The organism is Chitinophaga tropicalis, assembly GCF_009758205.1.
Taxonomy (GTDB): domain Bacteria; phylum Bacteroidota; class Bacteroidia; order Chitinophagales; family Chitinophagaceae; genus Chitinophaga; species Chitinophaga tropicalis.
On sequence record NZ_WRXN01000006.1, the window covers coordinates 34,067 to 59,162 of the forward strand.

Genomic DNA, 25,096 nt, shown 5'->3' on the forward strand with positions numbered 1-25,096 from the left:
TTGTATGTTTTCTGCAGCAAAATTGCGAAGGAAGGACGAGCGTTTTGTATACCGATTACGGGGTTTCTTACCAATATCACTGATTGGGAAGGCTGGTATCAAAAAGGAACGGCAGACATTCAGCTGAATCTTTTCTATGATTATCAGAATAACGTTAAGTCATATCCTGAATGGCAGGAATGGCTAAGAAAACATCAACGGGAAATGCAGGTCATATGGGGTAAATATGATCCTTCTTTTACTGTGGCAGGTGCAGAAAGGGACTGATAAAGGCACTGGACACGGGATTAGGATATGCCAGGACCGATAAATTGGTGATACTCCAGATTACCCATCAGGGGCGCAACAGAGAACAAAAAGAAAAGATGTATGCCACCATGTGCAAGAGGCTGGAAGAGATCGGCATTCCCCCCACTGACCTGATTATTTCATTGAGTGAGAATACCAAAGAGGATTGGTCATTTGGACCAGGCAGAGCTCAGTTCCTGACAGGCGAACTTTAAAATAATCGTTCATAGTAAAACCGCATTTTATTAATTTGACATAAATATCGTTTGGTCATAGATAAAATAAAACCGATTATAAGTTATGGCACGAATATTCATTACAGGATCGGCTGATGGGCTTGGCTTATTATCAGCAAAGACACTTATAGCTGACGGACATCAGGTTGTTTTACATACACGTAGTAACGCACGGAAAAATGAAATATTGGGGAAAGTACCAGGGGCGGAGAATATTCTGACCGGCGATCTGTCAGACATTGAAGAAACGAAAAAGCTTGCTCAGGCAATAAATGAAACAGGACAGTTTGACGCCATAATCCATAATGCAGGAGTTTACAATGTTTCAGCAAAACAAATTTTATCTGTGAATATACTGGCTCCTTATATCCTTACCTGTTTAATCCGGAAGCCGTCGCGACTGATTTATTTAAGCTCAGGAATGCACTTGCAGGGAACTCCTGAGCTCAATGATAACATAACTTATTCCGACTCAAAGCTGCATCTGTTAATGCTTTGCAAATCGGTCGCAAGGAAATGGACAGATGTTTATTCCAATGCTGTCGATCCTGGGTGGGTACCAACGAAAATGGGAGGCCGGGGTGCACCGGATAACTTACAAAAAGGATATGAAACACAGGTATGGCTTGCCGTAAGCAACGATAATAAAGCTAAAGTCAGTGGTCGCTATTTCTTTCATCAGAAAGAAGATCATTATAATCCGGAAGCTGATAATGTTTTATTACAGGAAAAACTATTAGACGATTGCAGGAAAATTACTGGTATTTCATTCCCCGGTTAATGATCTGCCTGAATACTTCTTTGGTTTCATACCAATATGCTGTTCAAAAACTCTTGAAAAGTGGCTGAGATTGGTAAATCCCGGCTGGTAACCAACCACAGAAACCGATATCTAAGTGTGACTGCAAACGTAATTTAATTGCATAAATGGCTTTAATATCGTCTGCCCCAATAGATAAGTATATTCTCATTCTGCTGAAAAAGTGTTCTAAGGTATTGGATTTCAATGATTTTTACTATTGGTAAAGAAAGGCACATATTTTTTTACCCATTTTCGAAAAAGTGCCTACATTTACATAACTGATTATATAATTAGTTATATAACTTGTGATTGATTGAACTTTAAATAATAGATAATGGACTTCTTCAGTAAAACGGGAAAAATGGCCTTAGGTAGCCGGCTACGATTATTGTCTGCAAAAGTGACCGATGATGCCACCCGGATTTATGAACTATATAATGTAGACTTTTCTCCAAAATGGTTTCCGGTATTTTTCCTCCTTTCAGAAGAAGGGGAAAAGACCATTACTGAAATTGCTGGTGAAATTGAGCATTCTCAACCGTCGGTCTCTAAAATTATTCAGGAAATGACCGCAGCAGGGTTGGTTCGTGAAAATCTGAAATCACAGGATAAACGAAGGACCGTTGTAGGATTGACTAAGAAGGGAACAGTGCTTTCAGAAAGAATCAGAATACAGTGTTCCGATGTAGACGCTGCCATTGAAAATATTATTGAAGAAGCTACACATAACCTTTGGGAGGCAATTGAAGAATGGGACTTTCTACTGAAACAAAAGTCATTATTCAGAAGAGTGCAGGAACAGAAGAAGTTACGTGAAAGTCAGGAAGTGCAGATTGTAAACTATGAATCTAAATACCAATCAGCTTTTAGGGCGCTTAATGAAGAATGGATCTCCACTTATTTTGAAATGGAAAAGGCAGACTATAAAGCATTAGACCATCCGAACGAGTACATCCTGGACAAAGGCGGAAAAATATTTGTTGCACTATTGAACAATGAAGTCGTTGGAGTATGTGCGCTCATCAAAATGAATGATCCTGATTATGATTTTGAACTGGCAAAAATGGCGGTTTCTCCCAGGGCACAGGGCAAAAACATAGGCTGGCTGCTTGGACAGGCAGTTACCAATGCAGCAAAGGAATTAGGCGCATCAAAGATATACCTGGAAAGCAATACCATACTTAAACCTGCAATCAATCTATATCAGAAATTAGGCTTTCAGAAAGTTACAGGGCGTGCAACACCTTACAAACGCTGTAATATTCAAATGGAGTTAAACTTCTAATGATGATGAAAATGTAGTGAAAAAAGAAAACGGAGATCTGCCTGGATAGCCGGAGAAGAATTCACCTCCCCTTTTGTTAAGAATTTCCATAGTAGGGTATCCTGTGCCTGGGCTGAGAAAGTATACAATATACCCCAAAATAGAAGCTGTAATTGTTTCACAAGCATTGCCTGTTTTTTGTATGTAATATTTTGACGTTAAGATAAATTAATAATTCCCTGTTTTTTATTTTTAGTAACTTGTTAATATCCCAGCCCCATGAATCACGAAGCTAATAGGAATGCATTCTTCAAAATCACAATTAAAAATGTAAACAATGGCAACTGTAAACGTCTATTTAACCTTTAATGGTAATTGCGAAGACGCCTTTAAATTTTACAGGTCGGTATTTGGTGGTGAATTCCCATATATAGGGCGTTTCGGCGAAATGCCACCTGGCAACGGCGGAATGAAAGTAAGTGCAGAGGATGCCAACAAGATCATGCACGTATCTCTGCCTATCAGTAAAGAAACAATGCTGATGGGAAGCGATACAGGCGGAGAATGGGCTTCAAACTTTAAAGCAGGCAACAACTTCGCTGTCTCAGTGAGCGCCGGCAGCCACGAAGAAGCTGACAGGCTGTTTACTGGTCTTTCCGCAGGAGGTCAGGTAACCATGCCCATGGCAGACACGTTCTGGGGCTCTTACTTCGGAATGTTTACAGACAAGTTTGGTGTCAACTGGATGGTCGGTTACGACGATCCATCAAAGGCAAAACCTCAGTAAATTATCAGGAAAAAGGAACAGGACGGTAGTAATGCCGTCCTGTTCTTCAGTAAAAAAATGAAAAAATGCGGCCATTTATAACAGCCGCATTTATAAAAGAGATAAAATATGTATTATTCAGGAAAATTAAACTTCCCATTACTGTTCTTCCAATCACTCTCCGGCGAAATTGTTTCAATAACATCCCAGTGCTCTGCTATTTTACCATTCTCTACTCTGAACAGATCATAGAAAGATGTCGCCTTCCCGGCAAAGCTGCCTTCGCTGACAGCAAGTACGAAGTTCCCTTCTCCCAACACTTTGTGTATTTTATTATACTTCATTGTGATCCCTTGTTTAGCCATTGCCTCCAGTGCTTTGCCCAGCCCGGATAAACCATCGCCTATCTGTGGATTATGTTGCACATAGTTGTCACCATCAAAATAGGCGCTCAGTTTCTCCATTTTACCATTCACCAGTATATCGTTTACAAAATTGCTTACGATCTTCTTGTTTTCACTGGCCTTACCGGCATCAGATAAAGTAGTATGCCCATCAATCATTGTATGCCCGCTGGGGTTAGGAGACTCCGGTGTTTGCTGAAGGTTGTCCCAATGCTCCACAATTTTTCCATCCTCGAAACGGAAAATATCAAACCCGGTTTTAGGGCCAAAGAAATTATAATCCGTTTGAGCAAAAACATAGTTGCCATCCTGGAATACGCGAACAGTATTTACTTTGGCAGATCCTTTAGGCAATTGTTGCAATAATGCGCCAAAGCCTGCAAGACCATCAGCCACTGCCAGGTTGTGTTGTTTGTAGCTATTGGGATTGATGACCGCAACGGGAGCGGCTTCACCTGTTTCTATAGCTTTGAGTAAAGCTACAACTTGTTGTTTCTTTTGTGAGTTTTCCATTTTGCCAGATTTTTTTTGTTGACCCAATGCTATATTCGCTGTAATAGCTGAAGCCAGGATCAGTATAAAATGCTTTTTGTTCATGGGTGATTTTATGCACCACAAAGTTGAACAAATGGCAATCCGGGATCAAGGTAGAATCAGGCAGTTGTATGATACTTTTCCGCCGGCAGCTTAACCCAGGAACTTTTCCCTGAATTCAACCGGAGTATGCTGGTTGTTTCTGCGAAAGAATTTGATGAAGTTAGTAGGTTCGTCAAAGCCCAGTGAATAGGCAATCTCTTTAATGCTCTCATGTGAATGGGCCAGCAAACGTTTTGCTTCCAGCATGATCCGCTCGTCGATCATTTGTTTGGCCGTTTTACCCAGTATTTTATTTATTGCCAGGTTTAACCGCTTTTCCGTAACGCTGAGACTGGACGCGAAGAAACTTACCTGTTTGTTTTTTTTGTAATTGGCTTCTATCAGATCTTTGAAGAGCAGAACATAATCCAGGTCTGCGCCTTTTTTAACTTCCTGGAAGTTTTGCTCTCTTCTTTCCCGTTCCGCATATAAAAGGAAATTATGAAGGAGGTTCTTAAGAATGTCACCTTGCATCGCATCTTTCCTGTTACTTAATTCCTCTTTCATCAGTTTGACCAGGTTACTGAAGATGCCCGCTTGTTTTTTCAATTCAATAATGGAAACGGAGAAAAGATCATTGAACAATATACTCTCATGCAGGAACTTTATATCTGCTTCAGATTTGCTGAAGAAGGAGTCAGTAAAAACTATGGCTATCCCTTCTGCTTTCGGCTTGTCCTCATAAACCTGCACAACATCCTTATTTAAGAAAAGAAGGTTGTTCTCTTTTATCGGTACCGGTTTAAAATCCACAAGATGCTTTGTTGTACCCTTTTCAAACCATATTATATGATAGAAAGAGGTACGATGGGGTTTTATAATTATATCCCTGCTTTTACTGTACAGGCCGGAGAAGGGAATTATTTCAAACTCCAGCGGAAGCCCCGGCTTAAACTCATATTTGATAATATTGTTGCTCATATCAGTTACCCATACAGCAAAGTAGCTAATAAATTTTGAAATAAACTTATCCGGATTTTGTATCTTAATATTATTGTTTATCTGACACCCAACCCACGTAATGAGATCAATATACCATTTGTTCATTTACCTTATATTTCTCTCTGCCTGCCAGCATAAGACCGGCAGTAATTTCCAGGAACGAAGCGATAGCCTCTATCAGACGTTCAATAATGAGTTCACCCTGGCAGATACTATGAGTAAGCGGTCTGTCGGGTTTATCTTCGATAACCTGCAATATCATTCCTTTCCCGCAAGTCCTGACGTGTATTCATTTACATCAATGCTGGAAGGGAAATATGCAGACAAAACTACCTTGCTGAATAAAATAGATTCTGTTTCCGCATCAAGAAATGTGATTACATCCCGGCGTTATGATGTTGATATTATTACGCACGATTACCTCAGCCGGTTTGTAAGATCTTCGCTGGATACCTATCGCAAAACACAATGGAGTAAAAGCCTGCCTTCAGAGATATATTACAAATACGTGCTGCCATACAGGATAGGAGACGAGGCTATTGATATGAAAAAATGGAATAGGGCATTGCATGACAGCTTTTATTTATACAACAAAGATCATGACATAACGAAAGACAGCCTGCAGAATGCTGTCCGGTTCATGCATACCTGGCTGCGCAAACGCTATAAAGACTTTAAAATAAGATTTGGTTCATCCGGCCTGCGGATGCCTAACCTTTCCCTGTCCGCACTGGAGAAACTGCCGGAAGGCTCCTGCAAAGAACTGGCACTTATCACCGCGGCTTTTTTAAGATCTTTGGGAATACCTGCCAGTGTAGACTATACTCCCAACTACGCTAATCTCAGCTCTGACCATACCTGGGCCGTAGCGGTCATGGATAATTCCCATGCTATACCTATAGATCTGCAGAACGATACACTGGGTAAATTCAAATTACCGGGATACATTATCTCAAAAGTATACAGGTACAATTACCAGGTTAATAAAGAAAACCATTTCTGGTATAGAGGAGCATGCACCTTTCTCCCAGATTTCTTTAATAATCCTTTTTTTGAAGATGTGACAGAGCAATATACAGCAACTACCGATCTGAAATTCTCTCTCTTTGACAATGGTAAGAACAAGACAGCCTATTTAGCAGTATTCAGTTACCCCAACTGGTACCCGGTAGACTGGGCAAAAGTGGAAGCGCAAAAAGCACAGTTTAAAAAGGCCGGTCGCAATGGAGTTTACCTGCCTGTGTTTATTAAGGACGACGGACAACTACAACCGGCCCAGCACGCTATCTGTTTGGACAAGAGTGGAGTTATTCACTCCCTGGCTCCTGACCCGGATCATAAGAGGAAAGTGAAACTGTACAGGAAATACCCGGCAGATTTCAGGAGCAGCAATACCAAATACATACACAGGACCATCGGAGGCCGGTTCCAGGCAGCTAACAGAAGCGACTTTAAAGATGCAGTGACCCTGCACACCATCAATTACGATCCGTTAGATACCTTCAACATCGTTCCCATAAATGATACAAAGCAATATCGCTACCTCAGGTATTATTCCCCCAAAGATTCTTATGGCAATATTGCTGAAGTACAGTTCTATGGGGATAGGAGAGAGCTGTTAAAAGGAACGGTACTGGGTACCGACAGCTCCTATTTAAACAACCCCGGAACTACCAGGTACGCAGCTGTAGATGGTAACCCGCTAACTTACTTTGACTCAAAATTTGCAGACAACAGCTGGGTAGGTATTGACCTCGGAGAAAAAAGGTCGGTAAGTGAGATCCGCTTCCTGACCAGGAATGATATGAATGGTGTTCAGAAAGGAGATCAGTATGAACTGTTCTACTGGAACAATAAATGGGTCTCGCTGGGAAAACAGCTGGCAGCTAACAATTATTTATATTTCGATAATGTTCCTGCCAACGCGTTGTTATGGCTGCGCAACCTCTCCGGCGGAATTGAAGAAAGGATCTTTACATATGAGAATGATAAACAGGTCTGGTGGTAATGAATAGATTTCCGGCGAAGGGCTGCCAAAATGTTAACCCTCTGCTAATGTTTCCGGATATGATAAGAATTTCCCGTTTAATTCGTTTACCTTACAGATATCCAATGCGAACACCGGCCCCAGGCGTGCCATTTAAAAACCTACAATGAAAGTATTCAACAACGTGATTACCGATCCGGTATACATCAAACCGGAGAAGCCAGATTCCACTACCCGGAAGTTCCTGAAATCAATGATCCGCGATGAAAGAGATCTTCCTTTCCTTTATCTCACTATTGAACTGACCCTGGTGCTGATACCACTGGCGGTAATATTATACCTGCCAATCAATGAGGTGGTATGGTGGATCGCGGCTGTTATTTTCACACTGCTCAACAACTTCCGCTATAAAGGCTCTTTCGGATTGATGCTGCATTGCACCAGTCATCGCGTGTTCTTTGATAAAAAATACGGCTTCCTTAATCACTACCTACCCTGGGTGATAGGCCCTCTTTTTGGGCAGACGCCGGAAACTTATTACAGTCATCATATTGGTATGCATCACCCGGAAAACAATATGCCGGACGACGATAGCTGCACCATGCCCTTCCAGCGGGATTCTCTCCGGGGCTTTGGCCGCTATCTGGGAGTGTTTCTTGCCATCGGTATTGTCAACCTTTCCAGGTATTTTATAAAGAAACACCGCAAAAAACTGCTGATCCGCTCTATGAGAGGAGAGCTCCTGTTCTTTGCCATGTGCATAGGCCTGTCCTTCGTAAACTTCCCGGCTACTTTAACAGTGTTTATCCTCCCGTTCATTATTTCCCGTATCATTATGATGACCGGCAACTGGGCGCAGCACGCTTTTATATGCGCTGCCGAGCCGGACAATTCCTACAAGAACAGCATTACCTGTATTAATACTAAGTATAACCACCAATGTTGGAATGACGGATATCACATCAGCCACCATGTAAAACCCTCCATGCACTGGACGGAACATCCACATTATTTCCGCCAGACTCTGCAGGAATATATTGATAATGAGGCGATAGTGTTTGATGGTATCCATTTCCTTCATGTCTGGTTATACCTGATGGGTAAACGTTATGACCTGCTGGCACGTCATTTTGTCAATATCGGTAACAGGTTCAATTCAGATGAAGAAGTAATAGCCTTCCTGAAAAGCCGGACAAAAAAGATCAATCTCGCCACTATACCCGCTACAAGCATGGTTACAGCCTGAAATAACACTCCCTTTTGGCTTATATGACACATAAATCTTATGAATATGCGTAATCATAAGAATAAGTGACTAAATTTGCGCTCTAACTTTCGATTTTAAAGTCAAAGCAATATGCGCACTGTTACGTTAAAAAGGGTTGTAGTTACCGGGTTGGGGGCTTTAACGCCTATCGGAAACGATGTAAACACTTTCTGGAATAGTCTTAAAACTGGTACTGGTGGTGCGGGTCCTATTACCCGTTTCGATACTACTGAATTTAAAACCAAGTTCGCCTGTGAACTGAAAGGTTTTGACATAGAGAAGTTCATGGAGAAGAAAGAGGCCCGCAAAATGGACATGTTTACACAATATGCCATGGTAGCAGCCCAGGAAGCCGTTGAGAATGCAGGACTTCACCTTGACGGTGTGGATAAAACACAGATCGGTGTGATCTGGGCTTCCGGTAACGGTGGTATGCAAACATTTGAGGACCAGATAGTTGAGTTTACTCAGAGCAACTTTGTTCCCAAATTCAATCCCTTCTTTATTCCTAAACTGATCTCCGATATCGCTGCAGGCCAGATTTCTATGAAATATGGCTTCATGGGTGTGAACTACTGTACGGTATCCGCCTGTGCTTCCTCCAGCAGCGCCCTGGTAGACGCATTCAACTTTATCCGCCTGGGTAAGGCCAATGCTATCGTAGCAGGTGGTTCCGAAGCTCCTGTAACCCGCGCAGGTATTGCAGGCTTCAACGCACTGAAAGCGCTTTCTACCCGCAACGATGATCCCGCTACTGCTTCCCGTCCTTTTGATGCTGACCGTGATGGTTTCGTAATGGGAGAGGGCGCAGGCGCTATCATCCTGGAAGAATATGAGCACGCTGTAAAAAGAGGCGCTACCATCTACGCTGAAATGGTAGGTGGCGCTATGACGGCAGACGCATATCACCTCACAGCTACCCATCCTGAAGGTCTCGGTGCTCGCCTGGGTATGCAGAGAGCACTGGAAGACGCTGAGCTGAAACCTGAAGATGTTGACTATATCAACGCTCACGCTACATCTACCCCCCTGGGCGATGCCAGCGAACTGAAAGGTATCATGGGCGTGTTTGGTGATTACGTTACCAAACTGAACATCAGCGCTACCAAATCTATGACCGGTCACCTGCTGGGTGCTGCCGGCGCTATCGAGGCTATCGCCTGTATCCAGGCTACCCGCCATAACCTGGTGCCTCCTACTATTAATACAGGCACCCTGGGCGAAGGCATTCCTGCCAACCTGAACCTTACCCTGGGTAAAGCGCAGGAACGTACCATCAATGTTGCTATGAGCAATACTTTTGGTTTCGGTGGTCACAATGCTATCGTAGTTTTCAAGAAATATCAGGCGTAACCAGCCTTCTCACATACTTATGCGGACCGTAAATTGACTTTTACGGTCCGTTTTTTTTATTCCTGCCTGCTGCCGGAGGCTCTCATCCCTCTACTCAACTCCACCTTTCAAGTATGTTTCAAGCATGTTTCAAGCATGTTTAAAGCATGTATTGCGGGTGCACTTCTGCACCACTTATTATCCCACACATCACTCAAAAAACCATACTGATCAATTACCTTTCACTAAAATTTTTAGTAAAATCATAATTATGCCGTAGTTTAGTAGTCTAAATAAGTTCATGGCATCGCCCTGACTTTTTATAATCTGATATGGCAAAGAAGAAAGAGAATGTAACTTTACCGGAACCTGCGCCGACCCTCGCGGACGACCATATAGCAGTATTTGGCGCCCGGGCACATAACCTGAAAAATCTGGACCTGCAGTTACCGAAAAATAAACTGGTCGTTATTACCGGCATCAGCGGCAGCGGAAAATCCTCCCTGGCATTCGACACCATCTATGCAGAAGGCCAGCGCCGCTACATGGAAAGTTTCTCCGCTTACGCCCGGCAGTTCATTGGCGATATGGAAAGACCCGATGTAGATAAGATCACCGGTCTCTCTCCCGTTATCTCTATTGAACAGAAAACAACCAATAAGAACCCAAGATCTACTGTAGGTACCATTACAGAGATCTACGACTTCCTCCGCCTGCTTTACGCACGTGTAGGCGTTGCCTATTCATATAATACAGGCAAACGCATGACCCGCTTCTCGGAAGAAGAGATCATGGAACACCTGTTCAAAAACTACCCTAAAAAGAAGCTCGCCATTCTGGCTCCCCTGGTACGCGGCCGTAAAGGCCATTACCGTGAGCTGTTTGAACAGCTCCGCAAACAGGGATACCTGAAAGTACGGGTAGATGGAGAGATAATGGACCTGAAAGACCGTATGCAGGTAGACCGTTACAAGATCCACGAAATAGAACTGGTGGTAGACCGCATACAGGTACAGGACGACGCCCGCGCCCGCATCAGCCAGAGCGTTCAGAAAGCCCTGCAGATGGGTAAAGGCCTGCTCTTTATCCTGGATAACGACAGCGGAAAAGTGAGCCAGTACAGTAAACAGCTCATGTGCGTGGATACCGGCATCTCATACGAAGAACCTTCTCCCAATACTTTTTCCTTCAACTCGCCCTACGGCGCCTGTCCCCGTTGTAAAGGACTGGGCACCATCTACCAGATAGATATGGATGCAGTCATCCCTGACTACTCCGTCTCCCTCAATGATGGCGGCCTTGCCCCGCTGGGTGAAGCCCGCGATACCTTTACCTTCAAACAGGTACAGCAGCTGGCCCGGAAATATAAGTTCTCCCTGACAGCTCCCATTTCCGCACTGCCTGAAAATATACTGAACCTGCTGCTCTTCGGCGACGAGAACGGCAAACTGGACATGGACCTGGAATTTGGCGACAACGGAGAAGCCTCCTATTCTACAGAATACGAAGGCGTGATCAACACCGTACGCCGTTACTTTAACGATACCTCTTCAGATGCCGTACGCAACTGGGCGGAAAGCTTCATGAAACTGCATACCTGTCCTGAATGCTCCGGCACCCGCCTTAAAAAGGAAAGCCTCTTTTTTAAAGTGGACGAAAGGAATATCGCTGAACTGAGCAGCATGGACCTGGATAAGCTGCTGGTATGGTTCAAAGACATAGAAAAGCGCCTGGATAAAAAGCAGAACGCTATTGCCAAAGATATCCTGAAAGAGATCCGCGAGAGGCTCGGGTTCCTGCTCAACGTAGGCTTGAACTACCTCACCCTCTACCGTGCTACCCGCACGCTCAGTGGTGGCGAAAGTCAGCGTATCCGCCTGGCCACCCAGATAGGCTCCCAGCTGATGGGCATCACCTATATCCTGGACGAGCCCAGCATAGGCCTGCATCAGCGGGACAATATGCAGCTCATAGACGCCCTCCGTAACCTGAAAGAAATGGGCAATACGGTGATAGTAGTAGAGCACGATAAGGATATCATGCTGCATGCAGATCACCTGGTAGACATCGGGCCCGGCGCCGGTGTACATGGTGGTCAGATCATTGCCCAGGGCACTCCCAAAGAAATTCTGAAACTCGATACGCCTACTGCTGGTTATCTGAATGGCAAACGGGTAACACCCGTTCCGGCAGAACGCCGCAAGGGCAATGGCAAGGTCCTGGAGCTGAAAGGCGCTACAGGCAATAACCTGAAGAACGTAAATGTCAAATTCCCCCTTGGGACGTTCATCTGTGTTACCGGTGTTTCCGGCAGTGGTAAATCCACGCTGATCAACGAAACGCTGTATCCTATCCTCAGTAAGCATGCCTACGATTCCAGCCTGGAACCGATGCCTTATAAAAGTATCAAGGGGCTGGAAAACATAGATAAGGTGATAGAGATCGACCAGTCTCCCATTGGCCGTACTCCCCGCAGTAACCCTGCCACCTACTGCGGATTCTTCACAGATATCCGCCAGCTCTTTTCCCAGGTACCGGAAGCCAAGATCAGGGGATATAACGCCGGGCGTTTCTCCTTCAACGTGAAAAGCGGCCGTTGTGATGTTTGTGAAGGCGGCGGCATGCGCGTCATAGAAATGAACTTCCTGCCAGACGTATACGTACATTGTGAAAAGTGCAATGGTCGCCGTTATAACAGGGAAACCCTGGAGATCCGCTATAAAGGCAAATCCATCTCCGATGTATTGGATATGACGGTAGATGAAGCCGTGGAATTCTTCCAGCCTGTCAGCTATATCTACCGGAAGGTCAAGACGTTACAGGATGTGGGACTGGGGTATATTACCCTCGGACAATCAGCCGTAACCCTCTCCGGTGGTGAAGCGCAGCGTGTAAAGCTGGCTACTGAGCTTTCCAAGAAAGATACCGGCAAAACCATTTACATCCTGGACGAGCCCACTACCGGTCTGCACTTCCAGGATATACAGCTGCTGCTGAACGTATTGAATAAACTGGTAGACCGTGGTAACACGGTCCTGGTCATAGAACATAATCTGGACGTCATCAAAATGGCTGATCATATTATTGACCTTGGCCCTGAAGGTGGCGCTGGTGGTGGTACCATTCTTTGTACTGGTACCCCTGAAGAGGTGGCAGATTGTAAAGACAGCCATACTGCCCGCTTCCTCAAATCAGAGCTTAACTAACCGGCCTTCGGCCGGTTAAACTCCCCTCTCAAAAAAATCGCTTTTGCCGAAGGCAAAAGCGATTTTTTTGAGCAGTTTTTTTACCCCCTGCACAGTTAAAATGCAGGAACTCGTAATTTGCACGCATGAAATACATTCCTGGACTTATTGCAATACTGCTCATGTCAGTTTTTGCAGCCTGTGAAGATGAGACGAAGACCTGCGATCAGACGCTGATCTCAGATCTGGGCATTAATTTTAAGAGGGATACACTGGATGGTTTTATTATTAAGGACACTATCTGGCCCAAGGTCACCATGTATGCAATAGGTAAAGACACTATTGTAAACCGCCAGCCGCGCTCCAGTGTATTCGTGGCACTGAACCCGCTGGCAGACAGCAGCATGTTCTACCTCCGGCTGGATTCTGCCGCTGTGGCAGATACCCTCATTTTCCGCTACGCCAGGAAACCCAATTTTGTCTCTGCCGGTTGCGGTTTTGCCACCTTTTATACGCTGGATACCGTTATCTGCACATTTAACACCATCGACTACCTCCGTATTAATAACAAGGAAGTAAACAGTACGAATGATACGCACGTTTCTTTATACTATATCCGTTAGTCTGGCGCTCCTGTCCGCCTTTTCTTTACAGGCACAGGTAAAACCGGCCAGCCCGGCGGGCGATACCATTCGTCTGACCAAACCCGCGCAGGACAGCACCCTTCGCCGGCAGGCAACGCCTCCCCGCAAACAGGACAGCATTGCTGCACGTAAACAGGCCCGGCCCACTCCTCCGGTAACACGCCTGCCTGACAGTGTTTACTATGTACCCGGCGGCCTCCGTGTAGGCGTAGACATCAGCCGTTTTGCACTGCTCTATTTCCAGCCTTACAGAACAGATGTCACTTTCCAGGCAGATGCCCGCATCAACAAAAAGCTCTACGGCGCTATAGAAATGGGGTATAACCGGACCTCCCACAGCGATACCAGCTATACTTATAAGGGAAATGGTATGTATGCCACCATCGGCGTAGATTATGATTTCCTGAAGAAAAGAGATAAGGACGAGAAGAACATGGTATTTGCAGGCATCCGTTACGGTTTTGCACGGAATAGTTATGAAGTGCCCAATTACAGGATAATCAGCGATTACTGGGGCTCAGACATTACCGGCTCCTATCCTAAAACCAGTATGACGGCTCACTGGATAGAGCTCTGTATGGGGATCCGGGTAGAGGCATTGAAAAATTTCTTCCTGGGATGGGGCATCCGTGAAAAGATCATGCTTAGCAGCAGTGCAGACGATGCTTTCCCGCCAATTGTCATTCCCGGCTTTGGCAGTGGTAATAAGCGTTCCCAGTTTGATATGACATACACCGTTTCTTATTATTTCCCGCTCTATAAACTAAAGGTCAGCGAATCCCGCGAGCCCAGAAAGAAGAAGGATTAACTTATTCAGATTATTCAAACACTATAAAAAGGCTTTCATTTCAGATGAAAGCTTTTTTTATCCTTCCACCACCATCACTTCTCACTCTCACTCACCTCTCTGATCATATCAATATGCATGATCCCATCATCATCATACGCTTCACTACAGGCAACAAATCCAAAAGAACCATAAAACTTCTCCAGGTGTGCCTGTGCACTTATCTTCACAGGAATTTTTCCAAACCGGTCTTCTATCGCCTTAATAGAATGTTCCATTAACACCCTTCCTGTACCTCCTTTCCTTGCCTTTTCCGGCACCACTACCCGCCCAATACCAGACATACTGAATTTAATTCCCGGCCCAAACACCCTTGAATAGGCTACCAGTTCTCCATTCTCCTTCTCAAACCCCATCACATGCACTGCCAGCTGATCTGTGTTATCTATATCCTGGAACACACAATTCTGTTCCACCACAAACACTTCAGATCTAAGCATAAGAAATGCATAAAGCTCATGAATTGTTAATTCCTCAAAGGTTTTCACCAACCATTGTATCATAAAAGTAAAATTGAATTAAAACAAACAACAAAACACCCAACCCAACCCAAATAACCAACCACCAACCACCAATCAACAATCACCAATCAACAACCTGTCTCAACCCTCCCGGAAGGTCAGCGTCTCCGGAAGTAGTTAAAAATGGGCCTTATCTATTTGACAAATATTTGACACCGCCCCATCCACCACCACCGCCCAAACATTTGATAAAGTTAAATAGAATTCCAGCCAAATAGATTCAGCCCATTTTAACTACTTCCGGAAAAGCGACTCCTCCCAAAAAAACAAACCCCCAAAGCCAAAAACAAACCACAACATCCCCACAAACAGGGATAAACAATCCCACAATTAGTAATAATTTAGCACCGAGAAACAGCAAAAAGATCATGAGCCCATTCCTTACTTTAGAACACATCACAGTACGCTACATAGACAGAACTCTCTTCACCAACCTCTCCCTTGAAATAAAACAAGGCGAACAATGGGCCATTACCGGCCCAAGCGGCTCCGGCAAAACCGCCCTTCTCAACACCATCGCCGGCAAGTTCAATATCATCAACGGCTCTATAAAATATCATTTCTTCGACACCTACCGTAACACCCACACCATTACCGACCCCTACTTTACCCACCGCAACTTACTGGCCCTTGTAGGCCATCACCATACATTCAGAAACCGTTCCAATACAACAACAGATTTCTACTACCAGCAACGTTTCAACAGCATGGACTCGGAAGACGCTCCCACTGTACGTGAGTATCTCTACGGAGAAGCAGAACCTGCTCTCCCCGCAATATTAGCACCACTGAAGATCGCCCCATTGCTGGACAGGGAACTGATCAAACTCTCTAACGGAGAAACCAGGAGGGTAATGATCGCCAGATCATTATTACAGGAGCCTTTACTGCTCATGCTGGACAATCCCTTCACCGGCCTTGATATAGAAACGAGGAAGCATTTCCGTGAGATGGTGAACAGTATTATTGCCAATGGTACTACCGTGCTGCTGGTAACCTCACCTGCAGAAGTACCGGAAAATATTACAAATGTGCTGACCCTTGAAGACGGGAATATAACAGGTAAATATACACGGGAAGAGTTTTTACAGTTACCTTTACCCGAAGGATCGCCCGCTATCCGGCTGGATGAAGAAAAGATCCGTGCTATTGTCAAACCGCCGGCAACGAAGTTTGACACTATCATCCGTATGGAGCACATAAAAGTACAATACGGTGAACATTTGATACTGGATGATGTTAACTGGATAGTGAAGCCCAACGAAAAATGGGCGCTGCTGGGTCACAATGGCGCAGGCAAATCCACACTGCTGAGCCTGATCACGGGCGACAACCCCCAGGCTTACGCGCAGGAACTGTATTTATTTGACCGTAAAAGGGGCAGCGGAGAAAGTATATGGGACATTAAACGGAAGATAGGTTTTGTTTCGCCCGAACTACACCAGTATTTCCAGGCAGGCACCAGTTGCAAACAGGTCGTGGTATCCGGATTTTATGATGTTATAGGTGGCGGGCGACAGGGAACCCCGGAACAGCAGGAACATGCCGCTGCCTGGATGGATATTCTGGACATCGCCTCCTACCTGGACCAACCTTTCAAAGGAGTGCCGGAAAGCGTACAACGCCTCACCCTCCTGGCCAGGGCACTGGTAAAAGAACCACCCCTGCTGATATTTGATGAACCCTGCCAGGGCCTTGACACCCAACAGAAAGAACATTTTAAACATGTAATTGATACATTATGCGGTATTATGGACCTTACCCTCATCTTTGTAACACATTACCAGGATGAAATTCCTGCCGCCGTGAACAAAGTACTGAAACTCGAAAAGGGTAAACCTATATATTAGCAATATACCATATTTGATTACCTTTAGACTTTAAACAGCATTTATCCTCATGGGTCCCAAAAAAAGACTGGCGGTTGCCGCCACCCTCATGATAGGTATTGTCCTATCATGCCTGACTGCCTGTAAGCATACCAAGAGAGCTATTAGTCCCGCTCTGGCCAAATACGTAGAGGCCTATACCGCTGGCGTTATTTCCCGGCAAAGCACTATCCGGGTACAGCTGACCAGCAGCAACAATATCACACATACACAGAATGAGCCCGTAGACGAAGAACTCTTCGACTTCAGCCCCGGCATTGAAGGAAAGGCCTACTGGATAGACGCCACTACAGTCGAATTCCGGCCCGACGCTAACCTCGACCCCGGCAAAAAATATACCGCCACTTTTAAACTGGGCAGGATCCTGAAAGTAGAGAAGGAAGTGAAGGAGTTCGACTTTGAATTCCAGGTCATCAAACCTTCCTATGCTATTGAGGAATATGGTCTCAAATCTGCCAGCACAAGCTCTATCAGCAAAATGACCTTCACCGGCCAGATCGCCACTGCCGATATTGAAGATCCGCAGCAGATAGAAAAAGTGCTCAGCGCCACTTTCGATGGAAAAAAGATGCCCATCACCTGGCAGCACAGCGCAGCAGAAAAAACTTCTAAATTTTCTATAGAGAACCTGGTACGCGGCAACAGCGCCCGTAAGCTGGAGCTCAGCTGGGACGGTAAGCCCCTGAAAGTGGACATGGATGGTAAAAAGACCATAGAAGTTCCTGCCATTACTGACTTCAAAGTACTGGAAGTACGTGCAGAAAGTGAAGAAGAACAATATGTACTGGTACAGTTCTCCGATCCTATCAGCGTTGCCCAGAACCTGGACGGCCTGATCGGGATTAGTGGTGTAAGCGATCTCCGTTACTCCATAGAAGGCAGCGAGGTAAAGGTCTTTGCTCCTAAAAGACTGGAAGGTAATTACACTGTTGTAGTGAATGAAGGTATCTTAAACATCAATGACGACAAGCTCAGTAAATCTTTCTCCGCCAATATCAACTTCGAAAATGTAATGCCTTCTGTTACTATCCCGGGTAAAGGTGTGATCCTGCCTGAAAGTAACAAACTGGTACTGCCTTTCGAAGCCGTGAACCTGAACGCTGTGGATGTGACCATCATCAAGATCTATGAGAACAATATCCCGCAATATCTTCAGCAGAACGATCTGGATGGCAGCCAGGAGCTGCGCCGCGTAAGCCGCCCTGTAGTTGAGAAAACCATCCGCCTCGATGACGATAAATCCCTGAACCTGCATAAACGCAACCGCTTCTTCCTCGATATGGAAAAACTGTTGCGTACAGAACCCGGCGCTATCTACCGCGTTACTATCGGCTTCCGTAAATCATACTCCCTGTACGGCTGTGCTGCCGGCGGAGATGATAAAGCTGGCAGCAGCGAAGGAGAAGATGAAGAGTATTATGGTGGATACTATGGTGATAAGCTCGATGAAGACGATGAATTCTGGCGTCGTTACGACAGCTACTACCCCTACGGTTATTCATGGGAACACAGGGACGATCCCTGCTCCAACTCTTACTACAATAAAGACAAATGGGCATCCCGTAACGTCTTCTCTTCCAATATAGGCCTTACCGTTAAGAGAGGAAATGACAACAGTATGCTGGTAGCCGTTACAGACATCCGCGACACCAAACCCCTGGTAGGTGTTGAGCTGGAACTGCTGGACTACCAGAACCAGGTGATCTTCAAGATCAAGAGTGATGGAGACGGTCTTGCTAAATTTGACCTGAAACGCAAACCTTATCTCCTCATTGCCAAAAAAGATAATGAAAGAGGTTACCTGAAACTGGACGATGGCAACTCCCTGCCACTGGGCCGTTTTGATGTGCAGGGCGAAGAAGTGCAGAGCGGTATCAAAGGCTTCCTCTATGGCGAACGTGGCGTATGGCGCCCGGGAGATACCCTCTTCCTCACATTCATCCTGGAAGATAAAGACCAGAAACTGCCGCCCAATCACCCGGTTACACTGGAGCTCTATAATCCTAAAGGACAATTATACAAACAGCTGAATGCCCTGCAGTCCGTTAACGGATTCTACAGCTTCACAACTGCGACTTCCCCGGACGATCTGACAGGCAGCTGGACTGCTAAAGTGAAGGTAGGCGGCGCTACATTCTCCAAAAATCTGCGCATTGAGACCATCAAGCCTAACAGGCTCAAAATAAAGATGGACTTCGGCACTAATACCACTCTTTCCAAAGAAGGAACTGAAGGTAACCTCAGCGCCCAATGGCTGTTTGGTGCCACTGCTCAGAACCTGAAAGCAAAAGTGGATGTGTCGCTGAGCCAGCAGACCACCAGCTTCAAAAACTTTACAGGATATCACTTTGACGATCCTATCACTCATTTTGAAGCTGAGAACAAAACAATCTTTGAAAGCAGCCTGGGCGAAAGCGGCTCAGCTCCCGTAAAAGTAAACCTGCCGCTGGGTAACCTGGCGCCTGGTCAGCTGAAAGCCAATTTCGAGATCAAGGTCTTTGAACCCGGAGGCGACTTCAGCATAGATCATTTCTCCATGCCTTACAATCCGTTTGCTTCGTATGCGGGTATACGTATGCCGGAAGGCGATCGTATGACAGGTATGCTGCTGACAGACAAAGCCCATGCTGTCAGCATCGTGAACGTAGATCAGAACGGTAACCTGCTGCGTGGTAACCAGGATGTACAGGTAGAACTGTATAAAGTACGCTGGCGCTGGTGGTGGGACCAGGGCAGTGAAGATGAGTTCAGCAACTTCACACAGGACAGTTACAACCAGCTGTTACACAAAGAAACCGTCACCCTGCATAACGGTAAAGGCACCTGGAACCTGCAGATAGCTTATCCTGATTGGGGACGCTTCCTGGTAAGGGTGAAAGACCTGCAGAGCGGCCATACCACCGGTCAGGCAGTATACATAGACTGGCCGGGATGGGCAGAAAGGGTACAGAAAGAAAACCCTGCCGAAGCCGCCATGCTGGTATTCACTTCAGATAAAGCCAAATACAATGTAGGTGAAGATATCACCCTCACCATTCCCAGCAGCGAAGGCGGCCGCGGACTGGTAAGCATAGAGTCCGGCAGCAAGGTGCTCAAAACTTTCTGGATCAATACCCAGAAAGGACAGACCACTTATTCTTTCAAGGCGGAAAAGGAAATGGCGCCGAATATATACGTAAACGTTAGCCTGCTCCAGCCGCATGCACAGACAAAGAACGACCTGCCCATCCGCATGTACGGTGTCATCCCCATCTCCATAGAAGATGCAAACACCATCCTGCAGCCGCAGATAGCTATGCCTGATAAACTGGAACCGGAACAGAACGCCAGCATCACCGTTTCCGAATCCAAAGGAAAAGCAATGACCTACACCATCGCTATTGTCGATGAAGGCCTGCTGGACCTCACTCGTTTCAAAACACCTGACCCGCACAGTGCATTCTATGCCCGTGAAGCGCTCGGCGTAAAAACATGGGACCTGTTTGATTATGTAATAGGCGCATGGGGTGGTGATATGGAACGCATCTTAAGTATTGGTGGTGATGAAGGCCTGAACAGGAATGCCGGTACAGCAAAAGCCAACCGTTTCAAACCTGTGGTACATTTCATGGGACCATTCACCCTGAAATCCGGTCAGAAACAAACACATAACTTCAAACTGCCTCCTTATATCGGTTCTGTAAAAGCGATGGTAGTAGCAGGACAGGACGGTGCTTACGGCACTGCCGAAAAAGTAGTGGCCGTGAAGAAACCTCTCATGCTGCTCACAACACTGCCACGTGTATTAGGGCCTTCTGAAACAATACAATTGCCGGTAACCGTATTCGGACTGGAAAAGAATATCCGTTCTGCAAACGTGACCCTGGCTACCAGCGCTCTGCTGGAAGTGGTGGGAGAGCGTACAAAGACAGTTACCTTCTCACAGCCCGGAGAGCAGATAGTATACTTTGATGTACGCGTAAAACCACAGACAGGTGTTGCAAAAGTAAAAGTGACCGCCACCAGCGGTGCTGCCAGGGCTGATGAAGAAACAGAACTGGAAATACGCAACCCTAACCCTATGCTTACTACCGTACAGGAAACTACATTACAGGGTGGACAGAACTGGAGCGCTGGCTATAAGCCCGCAGGAATGGCAGGCACCAATACCGGTGTACTGGAAGTATCCACTATACCAGCTATGAACCTGGCAAAACGCCTCGGCTACCTGATCCAGTACCCTCACGGATGTATAGAACAAACTACTTCCAGCGTATTCCCGCAGCTGGTGCTGAACCAGGTGATGGACCTCAAGCCGGAAGAGCTAACCAAAATAGAAGCCAATATCAAATCCGGTCTCAGACGTCTTAAAGGCTTCCAGACCTCAGATGGTGGTCTTAGCTACTGGCCCGGTAACGCAGATGCCGATGAATGGGGTACTAACTATGCCGGTCACTTTATGCTGGAAGCACAGGCCAAAGGTTATGAACTGCCGGCAGGTATGCTTGACCAATGGAAGAAGTTCCAGCGTAACAGAGCAGCTGCCTGGTCTGCGCCTGCTCCTTATAGTTATTATAACACAGACCTTACACAGGCTTACCGCCTTTACCTGCTGGCTGTGGCCAAGGTGCCTGAACTGGGAGCTATGAACCGCCTGAAGGAATTCAAAGGCCTTAGTGAAGCAGCCAAATGGAGACTGGCAGCGGCATATAAACTGATAGGACAACCAGAGCTGGCAAACAGCCTGATAAAAGGCCTCAGCTCAGATGTAAAACCATACAGACAACTGGGAGGTACCTTCGGTACAGATGTACGTGATAAAGCGATGATCCTGGAAACACTCACCATCCTTGGCCAGCGCAGCCGTGCCAATGAACTGGTAAGACAGCTGGCGGCCAGCATGGCGCAGGACAGCTGGTACAGTACTCAAACCACTGCTTACTCACTCATTGCTATCGCTAAGTTCTGTGGCAGCAATACCAATGGCAGCAAGATGAGCTTTGCCGCTACTGTAAATGGCCGCACCAGCACCGTAAATTCAGAGTCTTACGTAACACAGGTGCCTGTTGCCGTTAATGGAGACGGTACAGTTAGCGTACAGAACAAAGGCCAGAATATGCTTTATGTTCGCCTTATCCTGCAGGGCCGTCCTGACGCCGGACAGGAGCCTAACGTACCTAACAATCCTGATGTGCTGGATATCCAGGTAAAATACAGCACCCGCGACGGCAAACCGGTGGATCCTGCCTCCATGCGCCAGGGCGCTGATTTCATGGCTACAGTGACCATCCACAACCCCGGTAAACGTGGTTATTACGAGCAGATGGCGCTGACACAGATCTTCCCCAGCGGATGGGAGATCATCAATACCCGCCTGATGGAGAACGACAGCACATTCCGCTCCTCCGCAGCTACGTATAAAGATATACGTGATGACAGGGTATATACTTATTTCAATATCGAAGAAACCAAGACCCGCACTTACAACGTGCTGCTGAATGCGGCCTACCTGGGTCGTTATTATCTGCCGGCCGTTTCCTGTGAAGCCATGTATGATAACACCATACAGGCCTTCCTGCCAGGTAAGTGGGTAGAAGTTGTGAAATAATATGCGTCAGAAAATAAAAAACTGGATCTATAAGAAAAAGTGGTGGCTGAGTGCCGCCACTTTTTTACTATTACTCTACTCGTTCTCTCTTCCTTCACGCCTTTTTAAAACACCTACCTCATTTGTGATAGAAGACAGCAACGGAGAACTGCTCAGTGCCGCCATTGCTGCAGATGGACAATGGCGCTTCCCGGCAGATAAAGACGTGCCGGAGAAATTCGCTGAATGTATAGTGTCTTATGAAGACAAACGTTTCTATTATCACTGGGGAGTAGATATCCTGGCTTTAAGCCGCGCCATAAAACAGAATCTGCGTAATCATAAAGTGATCAGCGGAGGTAGCACCCTCACTATGCAGGTCATACGCCTGTCCCGCAATAAACCCCGTACCATCTTTCAGAAGCTGATAGAAGCAGTGTTAGCTACCCGGATGGAATTTACCTATTCAAAGAAAAGTATTCTCTCCCTCTACGCTGGCAATGCTCCTTTTGGCGGCAACGTAGTAGGGCTGGAAGCTGCTGCATGGCGTTATTATGGCCGTAGTGCAAGCCAGCTTTCCTGGGGTGAAACGGCTGCCCTGGCAGTATTACCCAACAGCCCCGCATTGGTGCACCCCGGCCGTAACAGGCAGATCTTATTAAATAAACGTAATCAGCTGCTGGAAAAACTCTGGCATAACAAAACAATAGATAGCACCACCTGCCAGCTGGCAAAGCTGGAACCACTGCCAGACCAGCCACAGGCCCTCCCGCAGGATGCGCCTCACCTGCTGGACCGGTACCGCCGGGACTATCAGCCAGGGAAAGATCGGAGCACGCGCCTGCAAACCACACTGGACGCACAATTGCAAAGAAATGTATCCCGTATTGCAGAACGCTATCACAACATCTATAAAGCAAACGGTATTAATAATATTGCAGCCCTGGTGCTGGATGTAGAGACAGGTAATACACTTGCCTATGTTGGCAATATCTACCATCCTGATAATGCAGAGCTGGAAAGCCATGTAGATATTATCCAGGCGCCCCGCAGCCCCGGCAGTACATTGAAACCTGTGTTATATGCCGCTATGCTGACAGACGGTATGTTGCTGCCGCATAGCCTGGTGGCAGATATTCCCACACAGATAGCAGGTTATACGCCGCAGAACTTTGACCTGGGTTATGATGGCGCTGTCCCTGCCAGCAGGGCATTGGCGCGTTCCCTGAATATACCGGCAGTACGCATGTTGCAGCAGTATCGTTATGAACGCTTACATGCCCTGCTTAAAAAACTGGGCATCACCACACTCAATCAACCGGCAGATCATTACGGCCTCTCTCTCATTCTTGGCGGTGGTGAGTCCACTCTCTGGGAATTGGGTGGTATGTACGCCAGCATGGCCCGTACATTGCTGCACCTGGATCAGTATAATGGTAAATATGATGCTGATGATATTCATCCACCTAACTACCGGAAAGATATAAAGCGTATCTCCAGGCATACCCCTGCTGCCTCCGGTCCGCTGGATGCCGGGGCTATCTGGTACACCTTCCAGGCTATGGAAGAAGTGATGCGCCCGGGTGAGGAGCTGCTGTGGCAGCAATTCTCCTCTTCTCAGCGCATAGCATGGAAAACAGGTACCAGCTTTGGCTTTCGCGATGGATGGGCTATCGGTGTTACACCTCAGTATGTAGTAGGCGTATGGGTAGGAAATGCAGATGGAGAAGGCCGTCCGGGCCTGATAGGCGTAGCTACGGCTGCCCCGGTAATGTTTGATGTGTTCCGCCTGTTACAGACCGGTAGCTGGTTCAACACGCCTTACAATAAGCTCCGGAAAATAGAAGTCTGCAGGCAAAGCGGCTACAGGGCCGGTGAGCTCTGTCCTGAAAAAGATTCTATTGCCGTACCACTGGCAGGCCTGCGCTCAGGTATTTGTCCCTATCACCAGCTGGTACATCTTGATCATACCGGGCAATGGCGTGTAACAGACGACTGTGAATCTCCTTCACAGATGAAACATGTGCCCTGGTTTGTATTGCCTCCTGCAATGGAGTTCTACTATCGTACAAAACATAACTACTTACCCTTACCTCCCTACAAACAGGACTGCCTGGCTGGGCTTGCACAGGAAAAACCGCCGATGGAGCTGATCTATCCTCGCCCTGATGCCAGGATCTATGTGCCTATAGAAATTGATGGTACGCCCGGAGAGACTGTATTCACAGCTACTCACCGCAACATCACAGAAAAGATCTACTGGCACCTGGATAATAACTATGTAGGAAGCACAGAAGAATATCATCAGTTAGCATTGCATCCAAAGCCGGGAAAACATACCATTACATTAGTAGACGAAGAAGGAGAACAGGTACACGTCTCTTTCGAGATACTGGAGAAAGAGAATAACTAAGATTATCTCTTACAGATCAGAACCTCTTCACAAAGAAACGCTTTTGCCTCAGGCAAAAGCATTTCTTTGCATACCCCACATCGGCCTGAAAAAAGCCCGGAACAACC

18 protein-coding genes are annotated in these 25,096 nt (G+C 46.3%); 14 read left to right on the forward strand and 4 right to left on the reverse strand.

The annotated features are described in order from the left end of the window. The 3 genes from GO493_RS31090 to GO493_RS14805 all read left to right on the forward strand — a co-directional run bounded on the left by GO493_RS31090 (nt 1) and on the right by GO493_RS14805 (nt 1,305). Nucleotides 1-267 (forward strand): hypothetical protein, encoded by a 267-nt coding sequence (locus GO493_RS31090; protein ID WP_232538852.1) that lies wholly within the window; start codon nt 1-3, stop codon nt 265-267. A gap of 8 nt (nt 268-275) precedes the next feature. Then, the gene (locus tag GO493_RS14800; protein WP_262885968.1) at nt 276-503 is read left to right on the forward strand and encodes a tautomerase family protein; all 228 of its coding nucleotides are present in this window, start codon (nt 276-278) and stop codon (nt 501-503) included. Between the two features lie 85 nt (nt 504-588). After that, nucleotides 589-1,305: an SDR family NAD(P)-dependent oxidoreductase gene (locus GO493_RS14805; RefSeq protein ID WP_157306983.1), complete on the forward strand. Its 717-nt coding sequence runs from the start codon at nt 589-591 to the stop codon at nt 1,303-1,305. Here the strand turns inward: GO493_RS14805 and GO493_RS31430 are convergent. Further along, the gene (locus GO493_RS31430; RefSeq protein WP_394350737.1) at nt 1,291-1,404 is read right to left on the reverse strand and encodes an AraC family transcriptional regulator; all 114 of its coding nucleotides are present in this window, start codon (nt 1,402-1,404) and stop codon (nt 1,291-1,293) included. The genes GO493_RS14805 and GO493_RS31430 overlap by 15 nt on opposite strands. A gap of 256 nt (nt 1,405-1,660) precedes the next feature. Between GO493_RS31430 and GO493_RS14810 the strand changes: the two genes are divergently transcribed. Both GO493_RS14810 and GO493_RS14815 read left to right on the forward strand, forming a co-directional pair. Beyond that, complete coding sequence (locus tag GO493_RS14810) at nt 1,661-2,611, forward strand: bifunctional helix-turn-helix transcriptional regulator/GNAT family N-acetyltransferase (protein ID WP_157306984.1); 951 nt, start codon at nt 1,661-1,663, stop codon at nt 2,609-2,611. A 316-nt stretch (nt 2,612-2,927) separates the two neighbouring features. Continuing rightward, nucleotides 2,928-3,377: a VOC family protein gene (locus GO493_RS14815; RefSeq protein ID WP_157306985.1), complete on the forward strand. Its 450-nt coding sequence runs from the start codon at nt 2,928-2,930 to the stop codon at nt 3,375-3,377. 113 nt (nt 3,378-3,490) lie between these two features. Here GO493_RS14815 and GO493_RS14820 read toward each other — a convergent pair whose 3' ends face one another. Continuing rightward, a complete protein-coding gene (locus GO493_RS14820; RefSeq protein ID WP_198315722.1) occupies nt 3,491-4,273 on the reverse strand; it encodes a nuclear transport factor 2 family protein in 783 nt (260 codons plus the stop codon). Between the two features lie 174 nt (nt 4,274-4,447). Further along, entirely contained in the window at nt 4,448-5,317 is an 870-nt protein-coding gene (locus GO493_RS14825) for an AraC family transcriptional regulator (RefSeq protein WP_157306987.1), read from the reverse strand. Between the two features lie 100 nt (nt 5,318-5,417). Here GO493_RS14825 and GO493_RS14830 point away from each other — a divergent pair, with 100 nt between their 5' ends. The 6 genes from GO493_RS14830 (at nt 5,418) to GO493_RS14855 (ending at nt 14,561) form a co-directional block, all read left to right on the forward strand. Continuing rightward, nucleotides 5,418-7,346, forward strand: coding sequence for a galactose-binding domain-containing protein (locus tag GO493_RS14830; protein WP_157306988.1), 1,929 nt, complete (start codon nt 5,418-5,420; stop codon nt 7,344-7,346). Between the two features lie 145 nt (nt 7,347-7,491). Next, on the forward strand, nt 7,492-8,571 hold the full coding sequence (locus GO493_RS14835) for a fatty acid desaturase family protein (protein ID WP_157306989.1): 1,080 nt from the start codon (nt 7,492-7,494) through the stop codon (nt 8,569-8,571). A gap of 111 nt (nt 8,572-8,682) precedes the next feature. Continuing rightward, the gene (fabF, locus tag GO493_RS14840; RefSeq protein WP_157306990.1) at nt 8,683-9,945 is read left to right on the forward strand and encodes a beta-ketoacyl-ACP synthase II; all 1,263 of its coding nucleotides are present in this window, start codon (nt 8,683-8,685) and stop codon (nt 9,943-9,945) included. A 311-nt stretch (nt 9,946-10,256) separates the two neighbouring features. Continuing rightward, nucleotides 10,257-13,130: an excinuclease ABC subunit UvrA gene (gene uvrA / locus GO493_RS14845; protein ID WP_157306991.1), complete on the forward strand. Its 2,874-nt coding sequence runs from the start codon at nt 10,257-10,259 to the stop codon at nt 13,128-13,130. A 125-nt stretch (nt 13,131-13,255) separates the two neighbouring features. Next, nucleotides 13,256-13,732 carry a DUF6452 family protein gene (locus tag GO493_RS14850; protein WP_157306992.1) on the forward strand — a complete coding sequence of 159 codons (477 nt, stop codon included), beginning with the start codon at nt 13,256-13,258 and terminating at the stop codon, nt 13,730-13,732. After that, nucleotides 13,698-14,561, forward strand: a complete 864-nt coding sequence (locus tag GO493_RS14855) for a DUF6048 family protein (protein WP_157306993.1) — start codon at nt 13,698-13,700, stop codon at nt 14,559-14,561. The genes GO493_RS14850 and GO493_RS14855 overlap by 35 nt, the downstream gene beginning before the upstream one ends. Nucleotides 14,562-14,635: 74 nt before the next feature. Here the strand turns inward: GO493_RS14855 and GO493_RS14860 are convergent, their stop codons facing one another. Next, nucleotides 14,636-15,040, reverse strand: a complete 405-nt coding sequence (locus GO493_RS14860; protein ID WP_232538854.1) for a GNAT family N-acetyltransferase — start codon at nt 15,038-15,040, stop codon at nt 14,636-14,638. A 449-nt stretch (nt 15,041-15,489) separates the two neighbouring features. Between GO493_RS14860 and GO493_RS14865 the strand changes: the two genes are divergently transcribed. The 3 genes from GO493_RS14865 to pbpC are packed head-to-tail and all read left to right on the forward strand — an operon-like array spanning nt 15,490 to nt 24,989. Continuing rightward, complete coding sequence (locus GO493_RS14865) at nt 15,490-16,971, forward strand: ATP-binding cassette domain-containing protein (protein ID WP_157306995.1); 1,482 nt, start codon at nt 15,490-15,492, stop codon at nt 16,969-16,971. A gap of 49 nt (nt 16,972-17,020) precedes the next feature. Beyond that, the gene (locus GO493_RS14870) at nt 17,021-22,597 is read left to right on the forward strand and encodes an alpha-2-macroglobulin family protein (protein WP_157306996.1); all 5,577 of its coding nucleotides are present in this window, start codon (nt 17,021-17,023) and stop codon (nt 22,595-22,597) included. 1 nt (nt 22,598) lies between these two features. After that, nucleotides 22,599-24,989, forward strand: coding sequence for a penicillin-binding protein 1C (gene pbpC, locus GO493_RS14875; RefSeq protein ID WP_157306997.1), 2,391 nt, complete (start codon nt 22,599-22,601; stop codon nt 24,987-24,989). The last annotated feature ends 107 nt before the right edge of the window (nt 24,990-25,096 follow it).